Here is a 15949-nt window from a genome sequence, read left to right on the forward strand (position 1 = left end):
CTCCAGTAACACATGCAGCAACTACTCCTCATTACACTTACAATGGTAATGCAGGTTACAACGCAAAATTTGTAACTGAAAAAGCGTTTATTAATGCATTGAAACATAATAATGTAACAATGAATAGTATTAAAGTAAACGCTAAAGCTCAAAACTTCAAAAGTGGTAGTTCATTAACTTATAAAAAGAAATATGATCAACAGTTCGAATACATTAACAAAAAACCAGTTTCTGCTTCATTCTCAGTTACAAACAAATCATTGAAAGTATCTGATGTTAAAAAAGCATATGCTCGATATAAATTAAAAGAAGATAAAACACACAATGGTCTTATTTATAATGTGAATGGACAACAAATTAGCTTTAATTACAATGGCAAATATATTGAAAAAGTCATGATTGGTAAATATAACGCATAATTTTTAAAATAAAAATAGATACTAAGTATTTGTACTGGACCCCAAAGTTCAACTTTATTTAAATACACTATTTCAAAGGTTTGTTTCCTATATTGTTTAGGAAACAAGCCTTTTAATTTTCCTCTAAATAAATATAGAAATAGCTGAATATAAAAGTAATAAAGACATGACGATATTAAAAGCAGTTTGATGTTGATTTAACCATTCGTTAAGCATGCTACCCGCAAATGCCCAAACTAAGAGACACGCCCAACCAATCAATACGCTAATGATTAAATAGATCAAAATCCATATTGAGCCAGTAACTGACGGGATAATAAAAGCACCCATTAAAGTAATAAAAAATAATAGAGATTTCATATTAAGTACTTGAAGCACAAAACCGCTTTTAAAGCTTTGGTAGGCTTTAGAAGGTGCTTTACTTTTAGTTGAAGTTAATATTTTAAAGGATAGATAAATCAAGTAAGCAAATCCTAAATATTTTAGGGGTGTTTCAATATAAACAATCCATTTACTAAATAAAAGGATGACAATATAAGAAGCTAACCCTAAAAAGGCAAATCCTGTAAGAATACCTGTAATGAACGATTTGCCACCACGTAAACCATATATTCTTGTAGTATTCATCATAAATAAATTACTTGGACCTGGGGTGATAGAAGTAACAAAGACATATATTAAAAACGATAACACGTTATTCGCCTACCTTTCTATGTTATTATAGTAAGGATATTAATATAAGTGAAATTAATGATAATAATATTGAAATTAATGATAATAATATTGAAATTAATCCTACTAATATATAAAGGTGAATCGACCATGGAATTGAGACAAGTAAAAATAATTAAAACATTAATAGAAACAGGTAGTTATACCAAGACTGCCCGCAGGCTTAATTACACACAATCAAATGTGACTCAGCAAGTACAACTTCTAGAGAAAAACTTAAATCAAAAGCTGTTTGATTATCGACACAAACAACTACTTCCAACACCATTTCTTAAAGAAATCTTACCGATGATTAATCAAATTTATGATGCGGAACAACAAATCAAACAAATATCATCACATAATAATACAGTCCGTAAAGTCAGAATAGCTGCACCAGAATCATTAATGATTACGGGATTGAGTGAAGTCATTAAAAACATGATTCATAACTATCCTAATATAGATATTAATCTTCAGAATAACAGTTGCAGTATGAATCAAGAGAAGTTACTTGAGGACGAAGTAGATATTGCTTTTGTATTGAATGATGGTGTAAATCATCATAAATTGAATTCTACTTTGATTTGTGAGGAAGACATTGTTGTCGTGGCACATCAAGAAGCACCAGATCACTTTGATGAATTGTTACAACACCGTCAATACAATCATTTTGTCATTAATGAAAAAGGGTCTGTATATAGAAATATGTTTGAACAAATCATTCAAAATCATCAACTAGATATTATAAAAACAACTGAATTATGGAGTATAGGGGTTATCAAATCGTTGTTACTAGATAATATTGGTTTTTCATTTTTACCTTATCGTACTGTTAAAAAAGAGATTGAATCTGGACAACTTAAAGTAATTGAGACTCCATTTTCTGTAGAAAAGTTAGGCTCATATATACTTACAAAGTCATATCCATGGAACAAAGATATTAATCAACTAATGATTGAAGAGGTAACAAATTTTTTCAGTAGTAAGTAAGAAATTTCCATTTTCGGTTCAAACAAAATGTTTCATAAAAAGCTAAATTAATCACTAAAGTACAATAAAAATCCCTTTTGAAAGTTGTCTCATAGAATCATGGACGACCAATCAAAAGGGGTTTTCTTTATCATTTCATAGAATATAAAACGATGCTTATAGTTACGATTAAATCTTCAAGCAATGTCTTATGAATGCTTACCTAATTGATAAAATTCAATGGCATTACCTCTTAAAATACCATCAATGGTATCAGGGTCGATATCACTATTTTTAATATAGTCTACGCCGCGAGTATATTTCTCATCTTGGAAGTAAGGGAAGTCTGACCCCATCATAAATTTATCTTTACCAAATGTTTCAATAGAGCTAATCAATGAAGGTTCATGGAAGTTAGCTGTATCGTACCAAAATTGACGATTTAATACTTCATAAGGATCAATATTAAAAGCATTCCAGTCTTCATAATTATCTTTAATACGAGTCATAAAGAATGGTAATGCGCCACCTAAATGTGAAATATGGAATTTAATATTTGGATATTTCTGTGGAATTTCATTTTTAATCAATTGTAAGGTAATAAATGTAGACTCTAATGGTGCGCCAATAACCCATTCTAATTGATAGTCATTGACTAACGGACTTTGAGCACCACAACCTGTTGGATGAATATAAATCGTAGCATTTAACTCATTCATTGCTGCAAAGAAAGGTTCAAATTGTTTGTCAGCTACAGATACTTTATCTTTCACGATAGTTGGAATAGCAATGCCCACAAACTCGTCCTTTTTCAAAAGCGCTTGTGCCTCTTCAATAGCTTGATCGACATAAGGAAGTGAGACAGCACCATATGCTAAGAAACGATCTGGATATTGTTGAACTAGTCCTTCATATAATTCGTTGATTTCTTGAGCACTTTGATGAGCTTCTTCTTTAGTACCCCATTGTGGAGATTGTGGCGTTGCAGAAATAATTTGTAAGTCTACGCCTGCATCGTCCATCATTTTGAAACGTTTGTCTAAATCTTCTTTAGAGGCAGATTGATTAATACCTTTAGCAACCTCAGTACCTTGACTGCCTAATTTACCAAGTTTATCTAAATAATCTTCATTCCATAAATGTGCGTGTGTATCAATCGCTTTTGTTTCAGTCATAATTTCCCCTCCATTAAAAATTGTTGTTCATATTCTAATCATTAACATTCATCTTATTTATTACGAGATAAGCTTAACACTTCCAGTAAACTTAATACATTTAAGAAGAAAAATTTAGAAGCAGCTTGAGCGCCTTTATGACCATGACCAGCTTTGTAGTGGTTATAAATTGCTGTACCCATAACAATGTTAATCATAATCGTACCAACAGCTACTAATTTCTTACCTAATTTACCGAAAATAGAAGTAAATAAAAGAAGTGATCCAATCATTTCGAAAGCGCCTGCTAATCTCATAGATCTACGTGATAAACCAAAGCCTTGTTCGAATTGTTGAGCCATTTCATCACTGTTTTTTACTTTTGGTAGACTACTTTTAAAAATTTCACTACCTACATATGCGTTAATAACATGTCTTAATAACATTTAAAAATCCCCCAATATAATATTAATTTCCTTGTTTTTTAACAAAAAATGCAATGATAGTACCTATTAAGGCAATCAACGCAACAACATAAAATGTAATATCTAGGCCATGAATAAGGCCTTGAATACCACTCAATGATGATGTTTTACCTAGTCCAGTCATCAATGTGACTAAAATGCCAGTACCTATTGCAGCTGAAACTTGTCTAATCGTATTATTCATTGCAGTACCATGAGCAATATATTGACGTGGTAAAGCATTCAAAGCTTGAGTTGTCATAGGCGTCATAATCATAGCATTACCTAACATGACAATTGAAAATGAAATAATCACATATAATGGTGTTGTATTTTCACTAAATTGAGCCATGAATAATGCGCCAATCATAATGGTTAACATCCCAATGATACTCAATATACGGCCGCCAATTTTATCATATAAATTACCAGTTACAGGTGATAACAATCCCATAATCAACCCGCCAGGCAATAAAATAAGTCCTGATTCTAATGGTGACCATTTCATCATCGTTTGCATATAAATCGGTAAAATGGTTAGATTCCCTATAAATAACATGAACATGAGTACAATTAAGACCATTGCTACTGAAAAGTCATTATATTTAAACACTCTAAACTCTAATAATGGTGATTCCAGTTTTAATTGTCGGAAAATAAATGCGGTTAGTACTATTATCGCAACAATAATAGTGATATAAACCATAGGATGTGACCATCCTAAGTTTCCGGCTGTACTAAAGCCATATAATAAGCCGCCAAAGCCGATCGTCGACATAATAACTGATAGTTTGTCTAAAGTTGGCTTACTTAGTTCTGTTATATTCTCTAATGATAGATATCCGAATATAAAATCAATAATACCTATCAACAAGACAACTAGGAACAGGTAACGCCAATCGAATATATTGACGAACCAACCAGCTGCAGTAGGTCCAATTGCGGGTGCAAAACCTATCACAAGACCAAACATTCCCATTGCCATTCCACGTTTTTCAGGTGGAAACATGATGAAAAGTAAAGTCTGTGTAAGTGGCATCAGCATACCAGCACCTAAAGCTTGGATACTACGTCCTACTAATAACATTGGAAAATTAATTCCCAACATACATATAAATGAACCAATAATTAAAAAACACGTTGCACTAAAAAATAAAGCACGTAATGTAAAACGTTCAATTAAAAAAGCTGTGATAGGAATCATAATCCCATTGACAAGCATAAAAATTGTTGTGAGCCATTGTGCTGTACTACTTGATATCGCAAAATCTTTCATTATTTCTGGAAGTATTGTCGTCATCAATGTTTGATTCAGCACACCAACAAAAGCACCTATCATTACGACAGCTATCACACGGTTCCGTTGCTTCAAATCTATATTAAAACCATATTCATTTCCCAAATTTTGACACCCCGCTTTTAAGTGGAACCTACTATCACTTATTTTATACGGAATGCGTTCCGTTTGTCAATTTAATGATTCGAGGGTATGATATTATGTATCTAATAAAATGAACATATAGAAATGAAAGAGGTAATTTAAATGAATTTTGAAGGTTTAGAACAATATTTAAATATTGATAATACAAAATATAATACGCCTAGTTTAGATGCACTCAATTATTATTTAAAACAATATATGTTAACTGTTCCGTTTGAAAATATAGACGTTCAAAATGGAGTAAAGATTTCTGTAGAAGTAGAAGATATTTATAACAAAGTAGTTAATCATCAACGTGGTGGCTTTTGTTATGAGATGAATAATTTCTTTAAAGCGTATTTAGAACATAAAGGATTTACTGTAAATATGGTTTCCGCAACGATTCATACCCCTGGTGGTGGCAGAAGTTTAAAAGGTTCTCATATGTCTTTAATAGTACCTATTGATGGCGTTGATTATGTTTCAGATGTGGGATTTGGTGATTTGCCATTAAGTGTAATGCCAATTACTCAAGAAGATAATAGTACAATTATTCATGATATTAATGGAGATTTTCGTGCGATTTACGTCAACGATAACTTATTTTATATACAAAAATGGAAAGAAGATGACTGGGATACACAATATGAAGCGGAATTAACACCTCGTCATATTCATGATTTTGATTACAATATTGAATATAACCAAACGAATCCTAATTCTACCTTTGTGAAACGTTTATTAGTCACAATGCCTAAGTCATACGGACGTGCTACAATGTCACAAGATAATTTAACTTTAACTAAACAACAAAAGAAAGAAAAATATGACGTAACATCTGAGAATTATAGACAATTTTTAAAAGAAGAATTTAATTTGGATGTTAAAATTGATAGATTAGAAAGTTAAAAATAACTTTAAAAGAAGGGTTATTATGGAAAGAAATCAGCGAAAAAAACGTAGTGATGCCGAATATAACCAACAGATGATCCTAACAACAATGGAAGACTTGCTTGAACAGGGAGAAGATATAAGCACTAAAAAAATGTCAGATATTGCTAAACTATCAGGTGTTGGCGTAGGTACATTATACCGTCATTTTGAAAGTAAATCATTGTTATGTCAGGCCATTATGGATAAAAAGGTCGATCAAATGTTTATAGAAATCGAAGACATTTTATCGAAAAATGAACAATGGTCTGTGCGAGATAAAATCTATATCATACTATCAAAGTATTTAGAGTTAAAAGAAGCTAACTTCACAACATTAAATTTCATGGAAAAATCCAGCGAGCACTTTAATTCGATTATTAATATTCCATTCTTTGAGCGACTTAAAAATTTATTAAGTGAACAATTCGAAGAAGACATGTACACAGACGACTTAGATTTCAGACTTAATTTAATGCTTAATTCCTTTTCATCCGACTTCTATTACTTTGTAAAACATAATCAACAACTATCTAAAGATCAATTCTTAACAAAACTATTAGACTTGTTTCAGATATAAATAGATTTCAATATAGAAGGATTGACATAAATATCTTTAAGGACTTTTATTAGATAATTAACGTTTGAACTCTAGAAAAAATGATATCTTGTTAACAAATAAAAACCTCTTGTGAACCGTTGATGTGACGGCTTGTAAGAGGTTTTATGTGATAAAGTCATTAATTATGAGTTAAAAATCAATCATACTCGAATAGGTTGTTAATTAAATTCTCAATTATATTTTTAGTTGAAAATACATTTTCTAAAAGCTATCCTGCTTTTTGCACAATTAGTTTTATTTTTTTCTTCAGTATTTATTGATTCTGGTTGTTTTTTAGCTGATTTCTAACATAATTTGCATACTCGTTACCTTTTTGATATTCAAATCTTCCCTCGACGACTTTTTTATTATCATCATCCATATTTTGAGTGTAATAGTTCATTAATTCCTCGTCAGACATGTTATCGATATTTGAATTATTAGAAGTTGTATTACTTTTATTACTTTGATTATTAGCTGGTTGTTGCTCATTATTATTTTGTATTGCTTCATTAGTGGAATTATTTTGACTACTATTATTACTAGTTTGGTTGTCATCATTAGTTGTCTCAGATTTTTGATTATCTTTTGTTTTACTATCTTGTGTTTGTTTATTCTCACTTGAAGCTAACACACTGTTTTTAAGTTGACTGTAACCAAATAGTATTCCTGAACCTAATGCGACTAATACAAACAATATTGATAAAGCAATAATTACATTTTTCATTCTTTATATTCTCCGTTTTAATTAATTTTCACTGTCATCTTCATCTTCTGTATTTTCGCTATCAACATTTGCATTTTTAGCTGACATATTCACTTCATTACCAGCATCTCCAGCAGGTCTACCATTAATCGTTTTAGGATTAGAGCTGTTTGAATTATCTTCATTATTTTTATCTTTAGTCCATTCTTGGGCCATTCTATCGGAAACAGGTTGGAATTTACCTTCGTCTGCTAGTTTTTGTGCTTCAGGAGTTAATTCAGATGTAGAAATCAAGCCATCCCCATTTTTATCAAATCTGAGAAGGTTATTAGGATCTTCTTCATTTGTAGTGTTTGCTTGTTCATTTGTATTATTTTGTGAGCTATTTTGTGTATTACTTTGATTCGTATTGTTGGAATAATCTTGTTGGCTACTCTTATCTGTAGTAGTATCATTTGATTTTGAATCTTTATCTTCACTCTCTTTTTTAGCTGTTTCTGTAGCTTTTTGATTGTTGCTTGCAGTTAAATTTTTAACGCTACTATAGCCGAATATTGCTGCTATTCCTATCATCAAAATGAGTGCAATAATCGTTAATATTTGAATGATTTTTTTCATATTTAATTTTCCTCTTTTTCTTATTTGAAAATACCTGTGTATTGTTTCAATTATATAAATTGGCATATTAATATTTAAAACAGTGGTTAGTGAACTTAAGATTACCAAACTTTAATAATTATATCTACTATATTATTGAATTAATTTATGATTTTTAATTATTTGTATAATTTATATTAAGTAGCAACGCTATGTTTTTGTTTTTGAAAAAGGTAGTGGTTTAAAATGTTTTAGTTATTTAAAGTGAAAGTTAAATCAAACTGCAATTTATGGAATTCAGTACTTAAGAGAATATTCTTTTAACAAAGGTATCAATTTAGTATAGAATGGGAAAAAAGAAATGAAGTTCTTCCAACAAAAATAAAGGAGGAGAAAGCACATGAAAGCAGTTGTCATATATAATCCTGGTGATTCAGAACAATTAAAATATCAAGATGTTGAAACACCTGTCGTCAAAGAAGGCTGGTCTCTAGTGAAAATAAAGGGATTTGGTATTAATCGTTCAGAAATTTTCACGAGACAAGGCTTTTCACCTTCTGTACAATTCCCGAGAATATTAGGAATTGAATGTGTAGGGGGTGATTGAAGAATCAACAGATCCTGAGAGACTACCTAAAAATCAAACAGTCGTTTCTATAATGGGGGAAATGGGACGTGACTTTGATGGTAGTTATGCGCAATATACACTATTACCTAATGAACAAATTTATCCTATAGATACTAATTTATCGTGGGAGACGCTAGCTACTATTCCTGAAACATACTATACGGCATTCGGTTCAATGAAAAATTTAAAAATTGAACATAATGATAAAGTGCTAGTAAGAGGTGCAACTAGTGGTGTAGGCGTAGCTTTTCTTAATCTAATTAAAGCTAAATATAAAGATGTTACAGTAAGTGGTAGCACACGGGATATGAGTAAGAAGTCATTGCTTATAGAAGTAGGATTTGATGAAGTAATCGAAGATAAAGAAAATGAACTAGATACAAGTTCTGAATATGATAAAGTGTTAGAATTGGTTGGTACAGTTACCATTAAAGATAGTTTTAAACATCTTAAAGAGGGCGGAATCCTTTGTGATACAGGAATACTTGGAGGTAAGTGGTACTTAGAAGAATTTGATCCTATCTTTGATATTAAGAAAAATAGTTACCTAACAAGCTTTGTTTCAGAAAATGTTGATGAAGTAAAGATAAAAGAACTCTTTGATTATATAGAAACCAATAATATTATTGTTAAACCAGAAAAAATATTCAAACTCGATGAAGTCAATAAAGCACACGACTATTTAGAAAGCACAAATAGCTTCGGCAAAGTTATTGTGTTAAATGAATTTGAGTAGGGATGAGCTAAAAAAAGAATAGTAATAACAAAGCAGGTGGCTAATGATATAAGTCACCTGCTTTTTGTGGTTAAATGGATGAATTTTTGGGAGGAAAATAATGGAGTTTGAAATAAGGTCAAAGTTTAGTAAATAATAGTTTAAAACATTAAAGGTAATAAATATCAAAAAACTATATAAAAGTATCACAAAATTGATAAAATAGAGATTAATAGATGATAATTCAATAGGTGATATGATGGGAAACTTGTTAAAAATAGAAAATATTAAATATTCATTGGAGAATTTGGATAGTTCAGTACAAAAATGGAATTCTTCAGCAGATGGAAGATATTTATTAAGGTATCCAACTGTATACATAATTAATGATAAAAAGCGTGAAAACAATTTTGAAGTCTATGTGGGAGAAACGGCAGATATTAGAAATAGAACCAGACAACATCTTAATGCTGATACAAAGGTAAAAACCTTTTGGGAAGAATTTTCTGAATCAAATCAATCATCAATGTATGTGATTGGTCATGAGTTATTTAATAAATCGTTAACACTCGATATTGAAAATAGATTAATGCAGTATTTATTAAGCGTTGATAATATTACTAGGGTTCATAATAGTAGAACTAATCAACAAAATGAATATTATACGTCTGACATGCTAGACGAAATTTTCTCCGAGATTTGGAAATCTTTAAATAAAGAAAATAAATCTCTATTTCCTATCGAAAGTATTATTAAGGATTCAGCTATATTCAAAGCGTCTCCTTTCCATAAATTAACTCAAGAACAAATTAATGCGAAAGAAGAAATCTTAACTAAAATTAAAGAATCAATACTTTTAGACGAAGATGGACAATTGATCATTGTTGAAGGTGAAGCGGGATCTGGAAAAACTGTTTTAATGAGTACACTACTATATGAATTAGGAAAATATCATTTGGATTTAGATAAAAATCTAGATATCCATCTTCTAGTAAATCAAAATGAGCATGTTTCAATATATAATCAAATAGCATCTAAATTAGGTATATCTAACAAAAACAATAAAATAGTTGGTAAGCCAACGAGTTTTATTAATAAGCATTCACCAGATGAAAAGGTAGATGTTGTTATTGTAGACGAGGCACATTTACTTTTAACTCAAGGTAAACAAAGTTATCAAGGTAAAAATCATCTAGATGATTTATTAGCAAGAGCTAAAGTTGAAGTAATCGTTTTTGACTTGAAACAAGTATTAACGACTGAACAAATTTGGGAAGCAGACAAACTAAACGAATATTTTGATGTTACAAAAAGTAAAAATAATCTTGTAACTTTAAAAAATCAAATGCGTATTAATAGTGATGATTCCACAGTTAAATGGATTAGAAATTTAGTAGATAATCAAACAATTAACACTATACCTAAAGATAAAAAAGGGTATGAAATTAAAATTTTTGATACGCCAGTTGATTTGGAAAATGCTATTAGAAATAAAGCACAACACACAGATAGTGGTATTTCAAGAATGCTTGCTACTTTCGATTGGAAATACAATAATAAGCCTCCTGAAGATGAGGATTTTTGGCGAGTTAAAATTGGAAACTGGTCTATGCCATGGAATTATCAATTAAAAGCTCAAAGAAGCCAATCTAAGTTACCATGGGTTGAACAACAACAAACAATTGATGAAATAGGATCTACATATACTATTCAAGGTTTAGATTTAAACTATGCTGGGGTTGTAATAGGACCTTCTGTTAAATATCGAGATGGTAAAATCATCTTTGATGAAAGCAGTAGTGCTAATAAAAAGGCAACTCGAAGAAGAACATTAGAAGATGGGTCAAAACAGTACTTCTCAGATATGCTTTTAAAAAATGAATTAAATGTCTTATTAACTCGTGGTGTTAATGGATTATATATTTATGCAGTAGATGATCAATTAAGAGAAGCACTTAAAAAAGCCGCAAAGGGTGAAAATAATGGATGAAACTAAAGAAATATTAAAAGAAATCAACCAATTTAGAGATGCTCGTAATTGGAGACAATTCCATAATGAAAAAGATTTATCATTATCTATTAGCTTAGAGGCTGCTGAATTACTCGAATTATTCCAGTGGAAGTCATCTGAAGAAGTAGTAGAAAATAAGCAAGAAAGATTAGCAGAAGAACTAGCTGATGTTTTAATTTATAGTTATATGTTAGCGGATAACTTAGATTTTGATATTAATGATATTATTCGCAAGAAACTAGTGAAAAATGCTGAAAAGTACCCATTAGAAAAAAGTAAAGATAACAATTCTAAATATAATGAATTATAAAATTTAAATTTATTTATAAACAGAATTAACAACATTAAGGAGAACAGATGAAAAAATTCACACCAGATAAGATAAGTGAGCGATTTTCAAATTCATTGTTATTAGCAGTTAATATTTGTATCGCTATCATAGCTATAACTTTAGTTATATTTTTATTTACCGAATGTTTTGGTTTCTTTAACAATCTATTTTTACAAGATAAAGATTTGAAATATAGTCAAGTTATCGAAGATTTATTAGTGTCATTTATGTATATTGAGTTTATCTTATTGATTATTCAATATTTCAAACATAATTATCATTTTTCATTACAATACTTTATTTATATTGGTATCACTGCAATTGTGAGAATCATTATTGTAGAACATAGTGATGCTACTGAGACTATTTTATTAGTCGCAAGTATATTTATTTTGACCATTTCATTGTATTGTTTAAGAAAATTTACCATCGATTAGATTAAAATACAGAGTTTACTTTAGAGGGAAGTTTGTGTGAAAGCACAGCTCCCTCTTTTTTATTTAGAAATTATAAGATACTGAAATTTGATGAACCCCTAGATTTCAATGATTATTATTATCTTTTTTGTCACTAGGTACTAAGCAATAAAGCGTAAGTAATATTGTAAATAATATGCCGAAATATTTTTCAATACTGTAAGGAATATCAGTTAAAGCACTAACAATAAGAACAGTTATTAAATCTACAAACATAAGTGTGAGATAAATATGTTTTCTCTTCTTTCTTTTCACATTATCTTTCCTTTTCAAAAATGATGGAAAATACAATAAACTCAAACAAAATGGTTGGTTTTGCGACTCTGCATAGCCAACCATTTTTAATATCTAATTAAGATTTTCTAAACTCCTCAACCACGATTTTTGAACTCACCCAATCTAATCAACCACTATTTTTTATATTTATATACCAATGATTTTGGTAGGTGACAGTAGTCATCTGGATAGCGTTCTAGTCTGTTTTGATGCATGTCGGCACTTTTTACATAATTAGTCAGTGGTAAGACTTCCGTCGCTATAAGATGATGGTCTTCGATGGCGTCAATAAACGCTTGTGCCTCTTTTAAATGTTTTGGATCTTCACTATATAAGCCTGTTCTATATTTCAAACCAATGTCTTGTCCTTGTTGATGAAGACTATATGGATCAATAATTTCAAAAAGGTATCCCATTAAGTCAGTCACTGATACTTGTTCAGGATCGAATTCTGTCTTAACAGCTTCTACATAACCATCATACTCGCCGTCTAAAGTATCGGTAATTCCATTCGCTCTACCACTTGTCGTATCGATAACACCAGGAAGTGTTCTAATATAAGCTTCCACACCATATAAACAACCGCCAGCTAAATAAACTGTTTCCATCATATCCACTCCTTTTAATTGAAAATAATTCTCAATTAAACTGTAACGAATAATGGAAGATAATTCAAATGAACAAATTTATGTTATATGTCATCCGGTTGACACATTAAGAGAAAGCGTTTACAATTCATATTAAATAAAGCGATTTCTTAATATAAAGGAGATATAGTATGAATATAAACCGTCTAACAGCACCATTCAAAAATAGATATTATTTACAAAGTTCAGTTATGATAATGCTTTTCTTTGCGTCTTGGAGTATTTGGTGGTCATTTTTCCAAATATGGTTAACATCAGATAGTAATGGTTTAGGACTAAATGGTGGAAAAGTAGGTATCATTTATTCAGCCAATTCTTTCGTAACGTTGATATTGATGTTTTTCTATGGCGTTATTCAAGATAAGTTAGTTATCAAACGAGGGTTACTTATTTTCTGTGCATTATTTTCAACATTAGTTGATCCTTTCTTTATTTGGGTTTATGCACCATTAATACAAAGTCATTTTTGGATAGGAGTTCCTATTGGTGCGTTCTTCCTTTCATGTGGATTTTTAGCTGCAGTTGGTGCATTTGAAGCGGTCGGTGAAAGATTCAGTCGTATGTTTAACTTTAATTATGGTCAAGCGCGTGCATGGGGCTCATTTGGATATGCGGTTATGGCACTTGTAGCTGGATTTACTTTTGTGAAAAATCCTCATCTTAATTTTTGGTTAGGTTCTGTTATAGGTTTCATACTATTATTGATTTTGATTTTCTGGAAATCTAAAAAAGAGGTCAAAATCAATGAACATATTGAAGAAGGCGATAGCGAGGCAGTACCTTCATTCAATAAAATCATTTCACTACTTAAAGTAAAAGATTTATGGGTTATTATTATTTTCATTATGTTCTCTTGGTCATTCTATACAATATTTGATCAACAAATGTTCCCAGATTTTTATACTAAATTATTCCCAACAGTAAGTATGGGTCAACAAACGTATGGCACACTCAATTCTGTACAAGTATTTTTCGAAAGTATTATGATGGCAGTTGTTCCCGTTATTATGATGAAAATCGGTGTCAGAAAAACATTACTACTAGGTGTAACGGTGATGTTTTTACGTATCGGATTATGTGGTATAGCAAGTGGACCAGTGAGTGTTTCCTTTATTAAAATGTTCCATGCATTAGAAGTACCATTATTTGTATTACCAATTTTTAGATATATCACTTTACACTTTGATACTAAATTATCAGCGACAATTTATATGGTTGGATATAATGTTTCTGCTCAAATTGGACAAGTCGTTTTATCTAGTCCATTAGGTATTTTACGAGATAATATTGGTTATCAACCAACGTTCTTCGTTATATCATCTATTGTGTTATTAGCAGGTATTTTCGCATTCTTTACATTAAGAAAAGATAATGAATATGTTTATGGTGATCCTTTTGTCAAAGATTTACATAAAGAGAAGGAGATTGTATAACAATGGACGAACAAAATAAATTAGAAGTAACAAATTCACGATATCGTTTAGGTTATCATGTTATGCCTAAATACGGTTGGATTAATGACCCAAATGGTTTTTCATATTTTGATGGATATTATCATATGTTTTATCAATATTATCCTTATGCACCTGAATGGGGACCAATGCATTGGGGACATGCACGCAGTAAAGATTTAGTACATTGGGAAACATTACCTATCGCTTTAGAACCGGGAGACACGGAAGACAAGAATGGTTGTTTTTCTGGAACAGGAATTGTAAAAGACGATATCTTATATTTATTTTATACAGGGCATCATTATTATAATGATGATGACCCAGATCATTTTTGGCAAAATCAGAACATGGCTTATAGCGAAGATGGTATTCATTTTCAAAAATATGAGCATAATGCGATTATTCCAACGCCACCTAAAGACAATACACATCATTTTAGAGATCCAAAGGTATGGGAACATGATGGCCGTTATTACATGATTGTCGGAAGCCAGAATGATAAGGAACTTGGTCGAATTATTTTATATCGTTCAGATGATTTATATACTTGGGAATATATCGGCCCTGTAGATGAATCAAATGGACAACATACAGAAGGCTATATGTGGGAATGTCCAGATTTATTTGAACTTGATGGGAAACATATCTTTCTATTTTCACCACAAGGAATGGAAGCTGAAGAAGAACAATACTTAAATCTATACCAAAATGGCTACTTTGTTGGGGACTTTGATTACAACACTCATAAATTCACAAGAAATCAATTTAAAGAGTTAGATCATGGACATGACTTTTATGCACCTCAAACAATGCAAGCACCTGATGGAAGAAGAATCCTTATTGGGTGGATGGCTATGTGGGAAGCGAATATGCCTGAAAAAGAAGATGGTTGGTCTGGCGCATTAACATTACCTCGTGAACTTTATTTGAAGGAAGACCATTTATACATGCGTCCGGTTGAAGAGTTAAAGTCATTACGTATTGATGATGGTAAACAAGAAAGTTACTCTCTCACTGAACCTGTGATGATTTCACAAGGTAAGAAACAAGCAGAAGTTAATTTAAATATACCAGCATCAGATTTCACTATTCATTTAAAACATCAACACAATGACTTATTATCTTTAAAATATGATGATGAAAGTCAAAAATTCACGTTATATAGAAATGATATTGGTGACTATAGATATGCGACGGTTCAATCTAGCGATAATCTAAATTTACAACTATATATTGATACAAGTTCTATTGAAATATTTATTAATGATGGAGAAGCGGTTTTCACAGAAAGATATTACAGTGAAGAGGCACCAGAAGTATGGGTTTCTTCAGAGGAAGTCGTTAATTTAGAAACTTCAGTTTATGAATTGGAACAGCAAGCAATACAATTTGATTAACATAAAGTAAGTTAAAATAGAGTTGAGCACATATTGGTAA

General features: G+C 30.7%; 19 protein-coding genes. 11 read left to right on the forward strand and 8 right to left on the reverse strand.

Going from position 1 to position 15949, the window contains the following annotated elements:
• Positions 1-419, forward strand: a 419-nt coding sequence (gene isaB / locus CD121_RS12170; protein WP_185817731.1) for an immunodominant staphylococcal antigen IsaB family protein, incomplete at its 5' end; no start/stop codon positions are given.
• Between the two features lie 123 nt (positions 420-542).
• Here the strand turns inward: isaB and CD121_RS00040 are convergent.
• Entirely contained in the window at positions 543-1112 is a 570-nt protein-coding gene (locus tag CD121_RS00040) for a LysE family translocator (protein WP_126567207.1), read from the reverse strand.
• A 129-nt stretch (positions 1113-1241) separates the two neighbouring features.
• Here CD121_RS00040 and CD121_RS00045 point away from each other — a divergent pair, with 129 nt between their 5' ends.
• On the forward strand, positions 1242-2123 hold the full coding sequence (locus CD121_RS00045) for a LysR family transcriptional regulator (RefSeq protein ID WP_126567208.1): 882 nt from the start codon (positions 1242-1244) through the stop codon (positions 2121-2123).
• Positions 2124-2311: 188 nt separating this feature from the next.
• Here the strand turns inward: CD121_RS00045 and CD121_RS00050 are convergent, their stop codons facing one another.
• Genes CD121_RS00050 through CD121_RS00060 form a run of 3 tightly spaced genes read right to left on the reverse strand, consistent with a single transcriptional unit; the run spans position 2312 to position 5122 of the window.
• Entirely contained in the window at positions 2312-3277 is a 966-nt protein-coding gene (locus CD121_RS00050; RefSeq protein ID WP_126567209.1) for an amidohydrolase family protein, read from the reverse strand.
• A gap of 53 nt (positions 3278-3330) precedes the next feature.
• A complete protein-coding gene (locus tag CD121_RS00055) occupies positions 3331-3702 on the reverse strand; it encodes a DoxX family protein (protein ID WP_108000551.1) in 372 nt (123 codons plus the stop codon).
• A 22-nt stretch (positions 3703-3724) separates the two neighbouring features.
• Positions 3725-5122, reverse strand: a complete 1398-nt coding sequence (locus CD121_RS00060) for an MDR family MFS transporter (RefSeq protein ID WP_126567210.1) — start codon at positions 5120-5122, stop codon at positions 3725-3727.
• A gap of 141 nt (positions 5123-5263) precedes the next feature.
• Between CD121_RS00060 and CD121_RS00065 the strand changes: the two genes are divergently transcribed.
• Both CD121_RS00065 and CD121_RS00070 read left to right on the forward strand, forming a co-directional pair.
• Entirely contained in the window at positions 5264-6049 is a 786-nt protein-coding gene (locus CD121_RS00065) for an arylamine N-acetyltransferase (RefSeq protein WP_070451728.1), read from the forward strand.
• 25 nt (positions 6050-6074) lie between these two features.
• Positions 6075-6650 carry a TetR/AcrR family transcriptional regulator gene (locus CD121_RS00070; protein ID WP_126567211.1) on the forward strand — a complete coding sequence of 192 codons (576 nt, stop codon included), beginning with the start codon at positions 6075-6077 and terminating at the stop codon, positions 6648-6650.
• 295 nt (positions 6651-6945) lie between these two features.
• Here CD121_RS00070 and CD121_RS00075 read toward each other — a convergent pair whose 3' ends face one another.
• Together CD121_RS00075 and CD121_RS00080 are read right to left on the reverse strand one after the other, a co-directional pair.
• Positions 6946-7398, reverse strand: a complete 453-nt coding sequence (locus tag CD121_RS00075; protein ID WP_126567212.1) for a hypothetical protein — start codon at positions 7396-7398, stop codon at positions 6946-6948.
• 21 nt (positions 7399-7419) lie between these two features.
• The gene (locus CD121_RS00080; RefSeq protein ID WP_126567213.1) at positions 7420-7995 is read right to left on the reverse strand and encodes a hypothetical protein; all 576 of its coding nucleotides are present in this window, start codon (positions 7993-7995) and stop codon (positions 7420-7422) included.
• A 379-nt stretch (positions 7996-8374) separates the two neighbouring features.
• On the opposite strand from CD121_RS00080, the gene CD121_RS12305 reads away from it, so the two are divergent.
• The 5 genes from CD121_RS12305 (at position 8375) to CD121_RS00100 (ending at position 12096) form a co-directional block, all read left to right on the forward strand.
• The gene (locus CD121_RS12305) at positions 8375-8581 is read left to right on the forward strand and encodes an alcohol dehydrogenase catalytic domain-containing protein (protein WP_200271312.1); all 207 of its coding nucleotides are present in this window, start codon (positions 8375-8377) and stop codon (positions 8579-8581) included.
• A complete protein-coding gene (locus CD121_RS00085) occupies positions 8574-9338 on the forward strand; it encodes a zinc-binding dehydrogenase (protein WP_200271314.1) in 765 nt (254 codons plus the stop codon). Before CD121_RS12305 ends, CD121_RS00085 begins: the two co-directional genes overlap by 8 nt.
• A gap of 238 nt (positions 9339-9576) precedes the next feature.
• The gene (locus tag CD121_RS00090; RefSeq protein WP_126567214.1) at positions 9577-11307 is read left to right on the forward strand and encodes a DUF2075 domain-containing protein; all 1731 of its coding nucleotides are present in this window, start codon (positions 9577-9579) and stop codon (positions 11305-11307) included.
• A complete protein-coding gene (locus tag CD121_RS00095) occupies positions 11300-11638 on the forward strand; it encodes a nucleotide pyrophosphohydrolase (protein ID WP_126567215.1) in 339 nt (112 codons plus the stop codon). The genes CD121_RS00090 and CD121_RS00095 overlap by 8 nt, the downstream gene beginning before the upstream one ends.
• A gap of 47 nt (positions 11639-11685) precedes the next feature.
• Entirely contained in the window at positions 11686-12096 is a 411-nt protein-coding gene (locus CD121_RS00100) for a phosphate-starvation-inducible protein PsiE (RefSeq protein WP_126567216.1), read from the forward strand.
• A gap of 105 nt (positions 12097-12201) precedes the next feature.
• Here the strand turns inward: CD121_RS00100 and CD121_RS00105 are convergent, their stop codons facing one another.
• Together CD121_RS00105 and CD121_RS00110 are read right to left on the reverse strand one after the other, a co-directional pair.
• The gene (locus tag CD121_RS00105; protein ID WP_126567217.1) at positions 12202-12390 is read right to left on the reverse strand and encodes a hypothetical protein; all 189 of its coding nucleotides are present in this window, start codon (positions 12388-12390) and stop codon (positions 12202-12204) included.
• A 155-nt stretch (positions 12391-12545) separates the two neighbouring features.
• Positions 12546-13019, reverse strand: a complete 474-nt coding sequence (locus CD121_RS00110; protein WP_017637820.1) for a peptide-methionine (S)-S-oxide reductase — start codon at positions 13017-13019, stop codon at positions 12546-12548.
• Between the two features lie 170 nt (positions 13020-13189).
• On the opposite strand from CD121_RS00110, the gene CD121_RS00115 reads away from it, so the two are divergent.
• Positions 13190-14491: an MFS transporter gene (locus CD121_RS00115; protein WP_126567218.1), complete on the forward strand. Its 1302-nt coding sequence runs from the start codon at positions 13190-13192 to the stop codon at positions 14489-14491.
• A gap of 2 nt (positions 14492-14493) precedes the next feature.
• The gene (locus CD121_RS00120) at positions 14494-15909 is read left to right on the forward strand and encodes a glycoside hydrolase family 32 protein (RefSeq protein WP_126567219.1); all 1416 of its coding nucleotides are present in this window, start codon (positions 14494-14496) and stop codon (positions 15907-15909) included.
• Positions 15910-15949 lie beyond the last annotated feature (40 nt).

Source organism: Staphylococcus pasteuri, assembly GCF_003970495.1.
Classification (GTDB): Bacteria; Bacillota; Bacilli; order Staphylococcales; family Staphylococcaceae; genus Staphylococcus; species Staphylococcus pasteuri.

Bases quoted from the DNA above. Each gene is read 5' to 3' on its own strand.
- CD121_RS00045 (WP_126567208.1), top strand. From the start codon at position 1,242: ATGGAATTGAGACAAGTAAAAATAATTAAAACATTAATAGAAACAGGT.
- CD121_RS00050 (WP_126567209.1), bottom strand. From the start codon at position 3,277: ATGACTGAAACAAAAGCGATTGATACACACGCACATTTATGGAATGAA.
- CD121_RS00055 (WP_108000551.1), bottom strand. From the start codon at position 3,702: ATGTTATTAAGACATGTTATTAACGCATATGTAGGTAGTGAAATTTTT.
- CD121_RS00065 (WP_070451728.1), top strand. From the start codon at position 5,264: ATGAATTTTGAAGGTTTAGAACAATATTTAAATATTGATAATACAAAA.
- CD121_RS00070 (WP_126567211.1), top strand. From the start codon at position 6,075: ATGGAAAGAAATCAGCGAAAAAAACGTAGTGATGCCGAATATAACCAA.
- CD121_RS00075 (WP_126567212.1), bottom strand. From the start codon at position 7,398: ATGAAAAATGTAATTATTGCTTTATCAATATTGTTTGTATTAGTCGCA.
- CD121_RS00080 (WP_126567213.1), bottom strand. From the start codon at position 7,995: ATGAAAAAAATCATTCAAATATTAACGATTATTGCACTCATTTTGATG.
- CD121_RS12305 (WP_200271312.1), top strand. From the start codon at position 8,375: ATGAAAGCAGTTGTCATATATAATCCTGGTGATTCAGAACAATTAAAA.
- CD121_RS00090 (WP_126567214.1), top strand. From the start codon at position 9,577: ATGGGAAACTTGTTAAAAATAGAAAATATTAAATATTCATTGGAGAAT.
- CD121_RS00095 (WP_126567215.1), top strand. From the start codon at position 11,300: ATGGATGAAACTAAAGAAATATTAAAAGAAATCAACCAATTTAGAGAT.
- CD121_RS00100 (WP_126567216.1), top strand. From the start codon at position 11,686: ATGAAAAAATTCACACCAGATAAGATAAGTGAGCGATTTTCAAATTCA.
- CD121_RS00110 (WP_017637820.1), bottom strand. From the start codon at position 13,019: ATGGAAACAGTTTATTTAGCTGGCGGTTGTTTATATGGTGTGGAAGCT.
- CD121_RS00115 (WP_126567218.1), top strand. From the start codon at position 13,190: ATGAATATAAACCGTCTAACAGCACCATTCAAAAATAGATATTATTTA.
- CD121_RS00120 (WP_126567219.1), top strand. From the start codon at position 14,494: ATGGACGAACAAAATAAATTAGAAGTAACAAATTCACGATATCGTTTA.